The organism is Enterococcus sp. DIV0802b, from assembly GCF_050543535.1.
GTDB lineage: Bacteria > Bacillota > Bacilli > Lactobacillales > Enterococcaceae > Enterococcus_D > Enterococcus_D entomosocium.
Genome location: NZ_CP172941.1, coordinates 2,948,045 through 2,962,643 on the forward strand (window position 1 = coordinate 2,948,045; position 14,599 = coordinate 2,962,643).

General features: G+C 41.0%; 14 protein-coding genes and 1 other annotated feature (1 of these 15 only partly in view). Of the genes, 3 read left to right on the forward strand and 11 right to left on the reverse strand.

The window, feature by feature from the left end; translation table 11 throughout:
* Positions 1-151: 151 nt before the first annotated feature.
* A complete protein-coding gene (locus tag IGJ12_RS13750; protein ID WP_005234023.1) occupies positions 152-1,051 on the forward strand; it encodes a LysR family transcriptional regulator in 900 nt (299 codons plus the stop codon).
* Between the two features lie 144 nt (positions 1,052-1,195).
* On the opposite strand, the gene IGJ12_RS13755 is transcribed toward IGJ12_RS13750, so the two are convergent.
* The 5 genes from IGJ12_RS13755 to IGJ12_RS13775 all read right to left on the reverse strand — a co-directional run bounded on the left by IGJ12_RS13755 (position 1,196) and on the right by IGJ12_RS13775 (position 6,278).
* A complete protein-coding gene (locus IGJ12_RS13755) occupies positions 1,196-1,822 on the reverse strand; it encodes a restriction endonuclease (protein ID WP_016621684.1) in 627 nt (208 codons plus the stop codon).
* Positions 1,823-2,314: 492 nt separating this feature from the next.
* Positions 2,315-2,578: a type B 50S ribosomal protein L31 gene (locus IGJ12_RS13760; RefSeq protein WP_008380527.1), complete on the reverse strand. Its 264-nt coding sequence runs from the start codon at positions 2,576-2,578 to the stop codon at positions 2,315-2,317.
* A gap of 99 nt (positions 2,579-2,677) precedes the next feature.
* The gene (rho, locus tag IGJ12_RS13765; protein ID WP_005233978.1) at positions 2,678-3,973 is read right to left on the reverse strand and encodes a transcription termination factor Rho; all 1,296 of its coding nucleotides are present in this window, start codon (positions 3,971-3,973) and stop codon (positions 2,678-2,680) included.
* 2 nt (positions 3,974-3,975) lie between these two features.
* Complete coding sequence (locus tag IGJ12_RS13770; RefSeq protein WP_005233977.1) at positions 3,976-5,235, reverse strand: UDP-N-acetylglucosamine 1-carboxyvinyltransferase; 1,260 nt, start codon at positions 5,233-5,235, stop codon at positions 3,976-3,978.
* 173 nt (positions 5,236-5,408) lie between these two features.
* Positions 5,409-6,278 (reverse strand): class II fructose-bisphosphate aldolase, encoded by an 870-nt coding sequence (locus tag IGJ12_RS13775; RefSeq protein WP_005228297.1) that lies wholly within the window; start codon positions 6,276-6,278, stop codon positions 5,409-5,411.
* Between the two features lie 368 nt (positions 6,279-6,646).
* Here IGJ12_RS13775 and IGJ12_RS13780 point away from each other — a divergent pair, with 368 nt between their 5' ends.
* Positions 6,647-7,102, forward strand: coding sequence for a YehR family lipoprotein (locus IGJ12_RS13780; RefSeq protein ID WP_430619131.1), 456 nt, complete (start codon positions 6,647-6,649; stop codon positions 7,100-7,102).
* A gap of 263 nt (positions 7,103-7,365) precedes the next feature.
* On the opposite strand, the gene IGJ12_RS13785 is transcribed toward IGJ12_RS13780, so the two are convergent.
* Positions 7,366-8,973, reverse strand: coding sequence for a CTP synthase (locus IGJ12_RS13785; protein WP_061053230.1), 1,608 nt, complete (start codon positions 8,971-8,973; stop codon positions 7,366-7,368).
* Between the two features lie 748 nt (positions 8,974-9,721).
* Here IGJ12_RS13785 and IGJ12_RS13790 point away from each other — a divergent pair.
* The gene (locus IGJ12_RS13790; protein ID WP_430619132.1) at positions 9,722-10,402 is read left to right on the forward strand and encodes a hypothetical protein; all 681 of its coding nucleotides are present in this window, start codon (positions 9,722-9,724) and stop codon (positions 10,400-10,402) included.
* A 55-nt stretch (positions 10,403-10,457) separates the two neighbouring features.
* Here the strand turns inward: IGJ12_RS13790 and IGJ12_RS13795 are convergent, their stop codons facing one another.
* From IGJ12_RS13795 to IGJ12_RS13815, 5 genes are all read right to left on the reverse strand, one after another.
* A complete protein-coding gene (locus IGJ12_RS13795) occupies positions 10,458-11,165 on the reverse strand; it encodes a zinc metallopeptidase (RefSeq protein ID WP_016612795.1) in 708 nt (235 codons plus the stop codon).
* 94 nt (positions 11,166-11,259) lie between these two features.
* Positions 11,260-11,592: a zinc ribbon domain-containing protein YjdM gene (locus tag IGJ12_RS13800; RefSeq protein WP_005233964.1), complete on the reverse strand. Its 333-nt coding sequence runs from the start codon at positions 11,590-11,592 to the stop codon at positions 11,260-11,262.
* 182 nt (positions 11,593-11,774) lie between these two features.
* Positions 11,775-12,434 carry a methionine ABC transporter permease gene (locus IGJ12_RS13805; RefSeq protein WP_104010350.1) on the reverse strand — a complete coding sequence of 220 codons (660 nt, stop codon included), beginning with the start codon at positions 12,432-12,434 and terminating at the stop codon, positions 11,775-11,777.
* The gene (locus IGJ12_RS13810; RefSeq protein ID WP_087664616.1) at positions 12,427-13,452 is read right to left on the reverse strand and encodes a methionine ABC transporter ATP-binding protein; all 1,026 of its coding nucleotides are present in this window, start codon (positions 13,450-13,452) and stop codon (positions 12,427-12,429) included. Before IGJ12_RS13810 ends, IGJ12_RS13805 begins: the two co-directional genes overlap by 8 nt.
* A 17-nt stretch (positions 13,453-13,469) precedes the next feature.
* Positions 13,470-14,327: a MetQ/NlpA family ABC transporter substrate-binding protein gene (locus IGJ12_RS13815; RefSeq protein WP_074934143.1), complete on the reverse strand. Its 858-nt coding sequence runs from the start codon at positions 14,325-14,327 to the stop codon at positions 13,470-13,472.
* A gap of 50 nt (positions 14,328-14,377) precedes the next feature.
* Positions 14,378-14,599 (reverse strand) — a binding site (T-box leader); it runs 13 nt beyond the window's last position.

A 14,599-nucleotide genomic window follows, 5' to 3' on the forward strand; every position in this document is an offset into this window, starting at 1 on the left:
TAATTGTGTTTTTATTCACAATGTTTATTACCGTTATTATAGCTTTTCCCTCTCCGTACTTCTAATTGTTTTTTCTTTATGGATCTATAGATAAAAGATATAAGTCTTGTGATATACTGATAAAAAAAGAAGGATTTTAGAGGAGGTTTCAATGAATCTTCAGCATTTAAAATATTTTGATATCCTTGCTAGAGAAGAACACTATACACGTTCGAGTAAATTGCTCAACATCACACAACCAAGTCTCAGTAATGCCATTTCACTTTTAGAAGATGAGCTAGGTGTACAACTCTTTGAAAAAAACGGACGAAATGTGATCCTAACCAAGCCTGGAAAAATTTTCCATGAACATGTTATACGAACGTTAGAAAACTTAGATTCAGGTATCGATACAGTAACAAAAATCAGCAAAGGCTTTGGGCATATCAGCTTTGCTTTTTTGCAAGTCCTCGGTACATCTTACGTACCAAAAATCACTAAACAATTTCTTGAAGCAAATCCTGAAAAAAAGATTCAATTTGAATTTCACTCAGATAGCGTCAGTACCGAAACAGTCCAAGGACTAAAAACCTTGCGCTATGATCTCGGTATTTGTTCCTACATCACCAATGAACCAACCATTGAATTCGTCCCGATTGCAAGTCAAGAACTTGTCGTGATCACCGCGTTGGATCATCCTCTCGCACAATTTGATGAAGTCTCTTTGGACGACTTAGCAGAATATCCCCAGATTATTTTCAGCAAAAAAAGTGCCTTACGTGAAATCATCGATGACCTTTATCAGCGTAACAACGTCAGCTATCAAGTAGCCTACGAAGTCAAGATCGATCAAGTGATCGCTGGACTAGTCAGTCAAGGATTGGGGATTGCTATCATTCCCAATATGACGATGCTTGACTCTTTGCCCCTTAAGCGAATCAAACTTAATGGCATCAGTTGGGAGCGATACTTTTATTTAGCCTACAATAAAGAGACTTACTTACCACCTGTAGTCAGCAATTTCAAAGAATTTATTTTGGCCCATGCAAATCCGAAACAGATCGTTTATTGAGTGACTGGGTGGGTGAAAAACAAAGCTTTAGAAAATAGGAATAAAACTATGTTCCCGCCTTTTTTTGGCGTTTTCACTTAATAAAAAACAGACATTCATTAATGGAATGTCTGTTTTTTATTGCTTATTCTCTTGTTCTTTTTCTCATGACGAATAATTAAAAGAGCTATACTCACCGCACGTTTCGCAGATATAGTAATAATTGCGCTTCTTCTTATTGTAGAGTTTCAACTTCTTCCCATTTTTACAACTCTTGCATTCTTCTAATTCCGTCAAGGTTTTATAATAAAACAACTCACTGATCATCTCTGGATAAAAATGTGCAAGAAGCTCAATCAGTTTTTTTCTATCAACCAGCAGTAGATTATCACCGGCTATTTCTAATGCTTGATCTGTAAAAAAATGTGTAGTGATGAAAAGCCCATTGGGAAACCCTTTGTCTGGAAAAATCCCTTTAAATGCGGCAACGAGTGGCTTACTGATCCGCTCCGTTGTTTTTTGCGGATTCCAGGCTTTACATTGGACCGCTATTGCCTTTTTATTATTAGAAAAAGCATACACATCAATACCACCATCTTTGTAACCATCGATGTTTTGGACGGTATATCCCATCTTTTGTAAAATACATTCAGCAATATAATTCAAATCCTCTGATTTACAGGTTTCTAATTGAGCCACAATCTTTTTCAATTTTTTCGGGTATGTACGTTCATTATGGTTGCTTAGTTCTGGGAAATTAATGACTTCCTTCTTTTTCTTAAATGAAAACATGTCTCTTCCTTTCTTGATTGTTTTGGATGTGATTCGTTAAAGCATAGCTAGTGAGTGGTCTTTAATTATGTAGAATAGAAACTGGTTCTTAAAGAGAGAACTATCTACTTTTCTCAATAAAAATCGTGTGAACTCGATAAAATAAGTCAAAAATAAGAAACTTATAACGGAATATTATTAATTTAATGATAATTTTATTCAAGATAAATGTCAATTGAAGTTTGAATATTCAATAATAATCGATGATTAAATCAAACCACTCTTGATCATTGCTCCATTTCGAAAATTACTAGATAGGATTCGTTACAGTGCTAATTTCCACATTCTTGCCTACAGATTTATTGAGTCCTTTTACTTTGTTTGTAACAGATTCTGAATGTTTTTTTTCGGTTTAGCAGTTGAGTGTCTATTACCTATAAAAACAAAAAAGGTTTCCCTCGTAAAAGGGAAACCTCAGAAATGTTATCGAAACAACATTTACATTTATTTGTCTTATTCTGCAGCGTTGTTGTCTTTGAGACCGTATTTTTTGTTGAAACGGTCCACACGTCCGTCTGCTTGTGTGAATTTTTGACGTCCAGTGTAGAATGGATGTGAATCAGAAGTTACTTCGACACGGATCAATGGATACGTGTTGCCGTCTTCCCACTCAACAGTTTCTTGAGAATTCTTTGTAGAACCTGATAAGAATTTGAAACCAGTAGTTGAGTCCATGAATACAACTGGATGATAATCTGGATGGATATCTTGTTTCATTTCTTCTTCTCTCCTTTGCCCTGGCTCATTTGCTTCACCAGAGTTGATTTGTCGATTTTACAACATGACTATCTTACCATGTTTGGATTTTAGATGCAATTATCTTTTTATATTTCTTTTTGGCCGCTTGTCTCCGAAATGGACATCATGAAAAGCCGCTAAAAACTCTTCATTCTTTTTCGTTTTGCGCAAGAATTGAATGAATTGTTCTGTGAACTCCAAGGAATCCCCCAACATGTTGTTGCGTAAGCGCCAAGTTTCCTCCAATTGTTCACTGCTCATCAGCAATTCTTCTTTACGGGTACCAGATTTCTTGATGTCGATCGCTGGGAAGACCCGGCGTTCTGCGAGGCTGCGAGAAAGCTGCAGCTCCATATTGCCGGTTCCTTTAAACTCTTCATAGATGACATCATCCATGCGGCTGCCGGTATCTACCAAAGCTGTGGCAAGGATCGTCAAACTACCGCCTTCTTCAATATTGCGGGCAGCGCCAAAGAATTTCTTCGGTTTGTACAAAGCAGCTGGATCGATCCCGCCGCTTAGTGTACGTCCGCTTGGAGGAACGACTAAGTTATAAGCTCTCGCCAAACGAGTGATACTATCCATCAAAATCACGACATCACGCTTGTCTTCCACCAAGCGCATCGCCCGTTCTAGTACCAATTCTGAAACACGGGTATGATTGCTAGGCTGTAGGTCAAAGGTTGAAGAAACCACGTCACCCTTGACACTACGTTCTAGATCAGTTACTTCTTCTGGACGCTCGTCGATCAAAAGTACGATCAATTCCACCTCAGGATAGTTGTCCGTAATCCCATTGGCAATTTCTTTCAATATACTGGTTTTCCCAGCTTTAGGCGGGGCAACGATCAGTCCCCGTTGACCAAAACCCACTGGCGCCAGCATATCGATCATCCGAGTCGAAAGACGTCCTGACGTTGTTTCTAATTTTAAATGACGGTTCGGATAAAGGGGCGTCAGCGCTGGAAAATGCGGGCGCTCTTTGGCATCTTCTGGATCTTTGCCGTTAACAGACTCAACGTGCATCAATCCATAATAGCGTTCAGATTCCTTAGGCGGGCGCGCCTTACCGGCGACTTTATCGCCATTACGCAAACTAAACCGACGAATCTGTGAAGAAGAAATATAGATATCTTCTGCACTCGGTCCATAGTTGATTGGACGTAAAAAACCATAGCCTTCTTGGCCTACGATATCCAAGATTCCTTCCATATAAAAGAAGCCTTGTTTTTCCGCCTGCGCCCGTATCACAGCCAATGACAATTCTTTTTTATTCATTTGGCTGTAATAAGGAATTCGAAACTCTTTGGCAAAGGTGTAGATCTCTTTTAAGGTTTTGTTTTCCAACTCTGCCATCGTAAGATAATCGCTCATAATTACTCCTCTATCATTTGAATATCAGCTCCAAGAGCCGTTAGTTTTTCGATGATATGATCATAGCCGCGCAAAATGTACTCGACATTAAAGACGCTAGTCGTGCCAGTCGCCATCAATCCGGCAATAACTAGACAAGCCCCTGCCCGCAAATCAGAAGCGACAACTTCTGCTCCGTGCAATTGGCTCGGTCCGCTGACAAAAATCATGTTGCCTTCTGTCGTTGCTTGTGCGCCCATCCGTGCTAATTCAGGAATATGGTTGACCCGTTTGGCATAAATCGTGTCCATAATCTCCGATGTTCCCTTTGCTTTTAGCAATAATGGTGTGATCGGCTGTTGCAGGTCTGTGGCAAATCCCGGATAAGGATAAGTTTTCACAGTCGCTGGTTTCAACTCTTTTGAGGGATGCACATAGATTTCATCTTCGCTGATATCCATTCGCACACCGATTTCTTCCAATTTCGCAATGTAGCTTTCTAGATGCTCATAAATCACATTTTTGACTGTAATGCCTTCACCCGCTGCTGCGGCTAAAGAAAGATAGGTTCCTGCTTCGATTCGGTCTGGAATAATAGAATGACGACAACCGTGCAGTTCTTCCACACCTTCGATACGAATTTCATTGGTACCTGCACCTCTGATTTTCGCTCCCATATTATTTAAAAGGGTCGCGACATCAATGATCTCAGGTTCCCGTGCAGCATTTTCAATGATCGTTTTGCCTTTGGCTCTTACTGCTGCCAGCATTACATTGATTGTTGCTCCGATGGAGACCATATCTAAGAAAATCCGTTCGCCAGTCAAGCCTTCTTCTTCGGTACGCAAATACATGGCGCCATGCTCGTTGGTGACTTTTGCGCCAAGTGCTTCGAAGCCTTTGATATGCAAATCGATTGGTCGCGGGCCTAAGAAACAGCCGCCAGGCAACCCAACGACGCCTTCACCAAACTTCGCCAATAATGCCCCCATGAAATAATACGAAGCCCGTAGACTATTGATTTTTCCGTTAGGCATCGGGATCGAAACGATATTGGTTGGATCGATCTCTAGCGTATTGTTTTCAAAATGGGTCTTCACGCCCATGATTTCGATAATCTCAATTAATGAGTGCACATCTTGGATGTCGGGCACTCCTTCTAAAATGACCGGTGAATCAGCTAAGATCGCTGCCGGGATCAATGCGACTGCACTGTTTTTTGCGCCGCTAATGGTGACTTCACCTTTTAAGGGACGATTGCCGTTGATGACAATTTTTTTCATTGAATTCCACCTATACTCTTTTTTAATTTATGTGTATCATTCCAATTTTAGCACAGATTACACAAAGAAAAAAGATGCAGTATATTTTTGATCCCCGCATCAAGAATATTTTCTTAGAAAACAAAAAAACTCTTAGAATCAGTGATTCTAAGAGTTTTGATCTTTGATTAAGATTAAGCTTTACCAGCTGAACCGAACCAGTCGATGTGTTCTTCTGCATCTTTAACGATTGCAGCAACACCTGGTGCTAATAATTTACGAGGGTCGAATCCTTTGCCTTCTTTATCTTTGCCAGCTTCGATGTATTCACGAGTTGCTTTAGCAAATGATAATTGGAATTCAGTATTTACGTTTACTTTAGAAACACCCATTGAGATTGCTTTTTCGATTTGGTCTTGAGGAATACCAGAACCACCGTGTAATACTAATGGTACATCAGAACCTACTGCATCAGCGATTGCTTGTAAGTGGTCAAAAGCAAGGCCTTTCCAGTTTTCAGGGTATTGACCGTGAATGTTACCAATTCCGCAAGCTAGGTAATCAATACCAGTTGCAACCATTTGTTTACATTCTTCGATGTCAGCTAATTCGCCAGAACCGATGATTCCATCTTCTTCTCCGCCGATTGAACCAACTTCACACTCAACAGAAACGCCTTTTGCGTGTGCTTTTTCGACAACTTCTTTAGCCAATTTCAAGTTTTCTTCAAATGGTAAGTGAGAGCCATCAAACATAACAGAAGTGTAACCAACTTCGATACATTCCATTGCTGCATCGTAATCACCATGGTCTAAGTGGATTGCAACTGGAACAGTGATGTTCATTGAATCAACCAAGTTTGTAACGATGTCTTTAGCAACTTTGTATCCGCCCATATATTTGGCAGCACCCATTGAAGTTTGGATTAGAACTGGCGCTTTTTTCGCTTCAGCAGCTTTTAAAATCGCTTGTGTCCATTCTAAGTTGTTTGTGTTGAATCCGCCGACTGCATATCCGCCTTGACGAGCAGCTTTTAAGAATTCAGCTCCTGATACTACTGGCATAAAAAATTCCTCCTAAGTTTTGAAAAACTTTATTTGTTAAGCAATGCTTAACCGACAATGCTATTTTAGCAAAGATTTGCGGTATTTGCTACTAAAAAGAGGAATTTCTCTTTTCAAAAAAAGATTGCACAAATATAAAAATCCAGCATTTTCATCATCTTTTCTGAAAGTCTACGATTCTGTAAGGTTTTTCTCTTCTGTCTGCGGTCGTTAGATAACAAATCGGCATGTGAAAATTCGAGAAAAATTTCACATATTTTTTCGTCATTTTATCATAATCTTCCAGTAAATCCTTCCTTCTTCTCCTCTGAGCATAAGAATAGCCTTGTGAAAGCGGCTATATTATCATGTAAAAAAGGAGGGATAAAATGAAAAAAGCGCTTATTGGATTTTTGGCAGTCATCGGGGTTCTTTTCTTGGCAAGTTGCAGCTCGGGGGCCAAAGAAGAAACCAAAACATTCACAATGGATCAAAATGGGGTTTCGATGGAACTGGTCTTCACTTATGAAGGCGATAAAGTAAAAACCCAGACTGCGAACAATATCATGCCGTATTCAGCGATTGGGGTAACGACCAAAGAAGAAGCACAGACGGTACTTGATCCGATCGCAGAGCAGTATCAGCAAGTCAAAGGGTTGGACTATTCCCTCGACTATACAGATAGTGATGCGACTGAATCATTGACCATCAATTATGATGAGTTGGATTATGATTCAGCGAAACAATTGCCTGGAGTTAGTTTTGAAGGAAACACCGAAAATGGGATCAGCATGGAACGTACAGAGGAAATGCTCTTAGACCAAGGGTATAAGCTAAAAGAATAATCCTCTCTAGGCACCAGCAAATCAACATGCGTTACCGCTGGCGGATTTCATTCGAACTGTTAGCGAAAAAAATAATGCATCAGTCAGAAACTTCCGGTCGCTTTGACGGAAGTTTTTTTGTGTGCAAAAAGGGATAGCTTCTACCAACGCTCAAGCAAGTTTCAACCTTTTACGGATTACTGGGATCGCGCAACTCAAAAAACTCCCCATCTTGAGATGAGGAGTTTCGCACATTCATTGCTTGATTTTGCCGCTAGCGATTATTATGCTCGGCGGTTGTCTAATGAAGCTCCAACAAAGGCTTTGATCAAGCGTTGTGGGCGAGTTGGACGAGAAATCAATTCTGGGTGGAATTGGCAACCCACGAAGAATTTGTTTTCTGGAATCTCAACGATCTCAACCAAACGATTGTCTGGTGACACACCTGAGAAAACCATCCCGTTTGCTTCAAAGATTTCACGGTATTTGTTGTTGAATTCATAACGGTGACGGTGACGTTCCTGAACAACTTCTTCTCCGTCATAAGCTGCAGCTGTTTTGGTGCCTTTCTTCACTTTACATGGGTACAAGCCTAAGCGCAATGTCCCGCCTAAGTTTTCGATGTTTTCTTGGTCAGCCATCAAATCAATGATATTGTTGGCTGTTTCAGGATCTGTTTCTGCGGAATTGGCATTTTCCAACCCAACGACATTGCGGGCATATTCCACACAAGCCATTTGCATCCCAAGACAAATACCTAAGAATGGCACATCATTTTCCCGAGCATAACGGATCGCTTCAATTTTCCCTTCAATCCCACGATCACCAAATCCACCAGGAACAAGGATCCCGTCTACTTCACCTAAGTAAGACTCCACATTTTCCCGTGTGATTTCTTGGGCTTTGATCCAATCGATCTCGATGTCTGCATCAAAGGCAAAACCAGAATGTTTCAAGGCTTCGACAACCGATAGATAAGCATCTGGCAATTCCACATATTTTCCAACTAACGCGATGCGTACTTTTTTCTTCAAATTCAGCACCTTTTCTTCCAATGCTTGCCATTCAGTCATGTCAGCAACTGGTGCAGTCAGTTTCAAATGATCACACACGATTTGATCCATGCCTTGCGCTTGCAGTGCCAATGGGATCGAATACAGGGTCTCAACGTCACGAGATTCGATCACGGCTTCTGGTGCCACGTCACAGAATTGTGCCAATTTGTTTTTTGTTGATTGTCCTACAGGTTGTTCTGTCCGAACGACCAAGATATTTGGTTGAATCCCTAAGCCGCGCAGTTCCTTCACACTATGTTGTGTCGGCTTTGTTTTCATTTCGCCTGCTGCTTTCAAATAAGGAATCAGCGTCGTATGGATGTACATCACGTTGTCCGCACCTACGTCTGCCTTCATTTGACGCAAAGCTTCTAGAAACGGCAATGATTCAATATCCCCTACTGTTCCGCCGACTTCTGTGATGATCACATCTGAATCAGTCATTTTGGCTGCCCGCATGATTTTTTCTTTGATCTCGTTGGTGATGTGCGGGATCACTTGAACAGTCGCGCCTAAGTATTCTCCTTTACGCTCTTTCCGCAAAACTTCTGAATAGATTTTTCCAGTTGTTACATTTGAGTATTTGTTCAAATTGATATCGATAAAGCGTTCATAGTGACCTAAGTCTAAGTCGGTCTCTGCTCCATCATCGGTTACGAATACTTCACCATGTTGATATGGGCTCATCGTTCCTGGATCGACGTTGATGTACGGATCGAATTTTTGAATGGTTACTTTCAAGCCGCGATTTTTCAACAAACGTCCTAATGATGCTGCTACGATCCCTTTACCAATAGAAGAAACCACACCGCCGGTTACAAAAATATATTTTGTCATAAACTGAAAAACTCCTTTAATCTATTTTACAGGAAAAGCATTTAGAAAATAATAAAAGCTCCCTATCCATAAATGAATAGGGAGCGAAAATTCTAAATCACTTTCTGACTCTTGTAAAGAGTGCCCAAACAGAATGATACATTCTCACCTCACAAATGTCAAGAAAACTTTATCTGATTTTTTCAGAAAAAACGGAGGCTTCCAAACGAAGCGCTTTACGCTTCGTTGCAGCTGGTTCCTCCTTTTTCACACTGGCATTCTAAGGTTACTCTTTCTTAAACAACCTTCATGTTTTCTGCACAACTTTTTGCAAATTTTTCATTGCTTCTTACGAAATCGTTGAACTCTCTTTGGCATAATACAAAGTGTAGATGAAGTCTGGCGCTTTACTCGTTTTGGTAAAAATGATCGGAACATATTTCTGGTTATTTTTGGCAAAGACGAGGTGCAGGTTCGATTCCTGCCTTCTACGCTAAGATAATTTTTCTTTTGCAGGATAGAGCTAACTATTCTGCTATTTTTGTCTGCCAAGTAATGTGCTCTGAATGATTATTCCCCAATAAGGAGTGCTCTCAATAAATATCAAAATTTGATTGCGCTTTTTGGTTATCTTTGAGATTATAGATATATATTTAAATTATTTTTTTGTGGTATCTTCCGGTAATCATTTACCGATAAGGAAACAATCAAATTCTATTGTCTCCCAAAAGAGATTCTATAGAAGCCACAATTTTGGAGGAAGAAGACAATGACTGCTAAAAACCAAAAAGCACCAGATACTGTCAAGACACTAATCCGGTCTCGAAATCCTTTACAGATTTTTTTCGCATTCTTGCTCGTGATAGGGCTACCTACCATGCTTTATTGTTATTACTATAATTACAGTCCTTTCCCTAGTAAAAAAGTAGCTGGCGTCCCCAATAATCACCTTGTTCAGCTAGAGAACCCTATGGACCTTTCTAGTTTATTGTTGGATTTTGGCTCACAACTGAAATTTAACACAGTGGCTGAGTCCATGACGGTTTACTTTGATTATTATCAAAAAAGGGAGATAAAAGAACACAAAATAGTCGCTTCCCTGATAACAGAGCCAAGAAGTGATTATAATGGCTATTTGAACATAGGAATTACTAAGAGCGATTCTCTACTCTTCGTTGATTTATTTTCAAATGGTTCCTCATCAAATACAATGACCGACTTATCTAAATTCCACTATACGTCCCTTGGAGAAGATAGTTTATCTCCCACTGGAGCTAGCACTAGTATTCCCAATAACGAGCTTAACATTGAGAAAAAACAAGAAATTCCGTTGCTTTATATTGCCAAGGGCGGTGACGTCAAACTATATGCTGAAATGGAAAACAATCTATCTGAAGAAAATTTAAAAAGCGTTGAAAACGTCTATTACGTTTACTTAATAGTAGAATAACGAAAAAAGACCAGTTCAGGATGCTGAGCTGGTCTTTTTTCTGTCACACTGTCGATTAATTCCGACGGTTGTTATTACCAAATAAAATAATCAAACGTAAGAGTTGCAATAAGGTTGCTACGGCAGCTGCGACATAGGTCAACGCTGCGGCAAAGAGCACTCTTCTCGCTTGTGGTACTTCCTCTTCTGTTAACAAGCCACCATCTGCCAAAATACGGATCGCCCGTTTTGAGGCATCGAACTCGACTGGCAAGGTCACTAATTGGAAAATAAACGCCAATGAGAAAGCCAACAAACCTAAGTTGATCAGAAACGAGCCTCGTAACAGTACCCCGATCAAAATCAACGGGATCGAGATGCTGGTTCCGATATTGGCGATCGGTACGATCGCATGACGCAAACGCAAAGGAAAATAGCCTTTGGCATCTTGGACTGCGTGACCACACTCATGGGCCGCAACACCGATTGCTGCTACCGAAGTTGATTGTGCGGTGGATTGCGATAAACTCAACATTTTGTTGCCAGAATTGTAATTATCCGTCAAATCACCAGCGATCGCTTGCACACCAACATTATTGATTCCTTGGCTCTGCAAGATGTACTGCGCCGCTTTTGTGCCGGTAATATTATTTTTACTTCTGACTTTGTCATATTTGTTAAAGGTACTTTTGACATACGCTGACGCTGCTAGCGAAATCACCATACCGATAATTACGAGAATGAAAGTCGGGTCATAAAAAAAGCCGAACCCGTATCCGCCCATACCATACACGATAAAATTCCCCCTTTTAATCTTTGACCTTATTTTACCATTAAAGTGGTGAAAAAATTATGAAGATGACTGGAAGATTTTGTTTTTAACCTTTTTTTACAAATTCTGATTTTAGTTTCATTGGGCCGAAGCCATCGATCTTGCAATCAATGTTATGGTCGCCTTCGACTAATTTGATGTTTTTCACTTTCGTTCCTTGTTTGATGGCGCCAGATGCGCCTTTGACTTTCAAGTCTTTGATGACCGTTACTGTATCACCATCTACTAAAATATTGCCATTGGCATCTTTGTATACGGGTGCTTCTTCCGCCGCTTGTTGCTCTTGCCATTCGTTTCCGCATTCAGGACAAACAAACAGCCCGCGATCTTCATAAGCGTATTCAGATTGGCAATTTGGACAATTAGGAATTTGAGTCATAGTGTTGCTCCTTTAAAATATAATTTTCGCTGTAAAAAACAACTCACCATCAGCATACCGAAAAACCACTAGTGGTGCAACCAAAAATCAGTGACCTGTAAGTAAAAAAAATCGCTTCTGTAGAGTAATAACAGAAGCGATAACTCAAGTGTATTCGAAAAGGAACTACAAAGCGTTGGGTATTATTTTGAGAAATGATTCGCACAAGCATCGCCGACCCACTGGATGATTTGTACCAGAAGAATCAGCAGGAGAATCACCACAATCAAAATCGCCGTTTCATAGCGATAATAACCATACTGAATCGCTAAATCGCCAATGCCGCCTGCGCCAATCGTTCCCACCATCGCCGAGTAGCCTAAAAGACTGATCAAAGTTAACACAAATCCGCGAATCAAAGCTGGCAGACTTTCTGGTAAAATCACTTCGCGAATAACTTGCCCCGTCGATGCTCCGGAAGCGACACTAGCTTCAAGGACGCCATAGTCGATTTCGGCAAATGCGGATTCAGCGATTCGGGCGTAAAAAGGAATCGCGGCAATCGATAAAGCAATCGCTCCGCCCGCCGGGGTATAAGGATCACCGATCAGCACCGCTGATAACGGAATCAACGTAATCAATAAGATCAAAAATGGTAGCGAACGGATTGCATTGACGACAAAATCGGCCAGATGATGCAAGAAAACATTTTTATGAAAAAGGTTACTGCCGACTAAAAACAGGACTAATCCAATCAATAAGCCGAAAACTACTCCTATAATTGCTGAAGTTCCCACCATGAAGAATGTTTCCCATAGTGCTTGGGGCAGGTTTGTTTTTAAAATCTCAAGCGTATCAGCCATTTTCTTCACCTATCTTTCTTAGAGAAAAGACGTTCGCAGCTAGGTGTTCTCGGGCTTTTGCTGCTTCTTCAGCGGGTCCGGTCAAATAGATATACAAAATACCGATCACATCTTTTTTGATATACTCAATTTTTCCGTGGATAATATTGATCGACACATCATAGGCTTTAGCTACAGTCGAAATCAGCGGTTCTAACGTATACTCCCCTTGATAGCGCAATTCCAGCAAATCGCCTTCCGTGAAGGTTGCTAGAATCTCCTCGGGAAGCGTCAGATCCAAGTAGCGGCCAACCAGTTTTTTCGTAATAGGCTGTTTAGGCTGGCTGAACAAGCCGTAGGTCGTTTGTTCTTCAACGATGCGACCCTTCTCCATCACTGCTACCCGATCAAAAAACTTTCGGGCAACATCCAATTCATGGGTGATAAAGACGATGGTGATGCCTGTCTGTTCCTTGATTCGGATCAATAATTTCAAAATTTCTTCAGTCGTTTCAACATCTAACGCACTGGTAGCTTCGTCACACAACAAAATCTCAGGTTCGTTGGCAATCGCTCGCGCAATGCCGATCCGTTGCTTTTCTCCCCCAGACAAATTATTCGGATACTCGTGAATTTTGTGAGGCAGATCCACCATTTCCAACAGTTCCTTGATCCTCGCTTCTTGCTTTTCTTGCGGATAATGCCCAGCACGCAAAGCAAAGGCTAAATTTTCCTTGATGGTTCGATTATGGATCAGATTGAAATGCTGAAAGATCATCCCGATTTTTTGTCGTACTTCACGCAAGTGTTTCCCTTTGGCTTGCGTGATGTCTTGACCATCAATCAGAATTTGACCGCTAGATGGCACCTGCAGTAGATTCAACGTACGAACCAAGGTACTTTTCCCCGCCCCGCTCAATCCGACGATCCCATATACTTCTCCAGCTTGAACGGAAAAATCAACGGAATCCACTGCTTTTTTGATTTGTTTTTTATGAGTGAATGTCACTGATACTTGTTTTACTTCTATTTTTGCCATAGGATATGCCCTTCTTCTTACTCAGTCCAAAATTTCGGTTGATCAAAGTTGCTGAACGGTGATTCGGCAATCGCTTCTTTAAATGCATCACTTTCTAATACTTCCGTAACTGCCTTAGCAAAATCACTGTCTTCTTCTTCGGTGGACACCACAAAGACATTTTTATATTCTTCTTTCAACGACTCCAACGCCAAAGCATCTGCAGGATCAAGAGAAGCCGCCCAAGCGAAGTTTCCTGGTACTAAAGCTAAATCAACTGTATCTAACGAACGAGCCAATTGGGCTGCGTCTAATTCTTTAAATGTCAGATTCTTCGGATTTTCTTCGATATCATTCACCGTTGCCTTCGTTTCGTCGATATTGTCTGCGATGGTGATCAACTCATTGGCAGCTAACAGTTGCAAGGTCCGAGCTAAATTTGAGGCATCATTGGCAATCGAAACAGTCGCCCCGTCTGCTAACTCATCCAAGCTGGACAGTTGCTTCGAATAGATGCCCATTCCCAGTGTGGGCACTTTTTGTAATGCCGTAAGAGATAACTGGTTATCTGCCGAAAATTTTTCTAGATAGGCCGTATGCTGAAACAAATTGGCATCGATTTGGCCATTCGCCAAGGCATTGTTCGGCTGAATATAATCATTAAACACTTTGGTCGTTAGTTGATACCCTTTTTCTTCCAGTAATGGAGAGATCACCTCTGTCACCATATCCCCATATGGTCCTGGTGCCACTCCAACGACTTTTTCTTCCACTGCATCTACACTGTTTTCACCAGACTGTGTATCCTCTGTGCTGCTAGTATTGCCACAAGCTGCCAATGTAATTAAGACAGCAGCAGCAACTAATCCAACGATTCCCTTTTTCAACTGTTTCATTTTTTTGTTCCCCCTTTTTATAATAAAAAAACGTCCTTTCTCCATCATAGAGAAAGGACGAAACAACCTTGTTCGTGGTACCACCTTTGATTCATTGGCACAAGCTGCCAACCTTATCAGTTTATCAACTGCTTTGCTATAACGGGCAATCCCGCTGCACGCTTGCTTTTGCTCACGTCCAAACGCTCCAAGGCCATCTTCAGTCAAACGGCTGTGCTCTTTCTCACCAATCCGAGCTCTCTGATCCAATCGAAACTGACTTACTCTTCTTA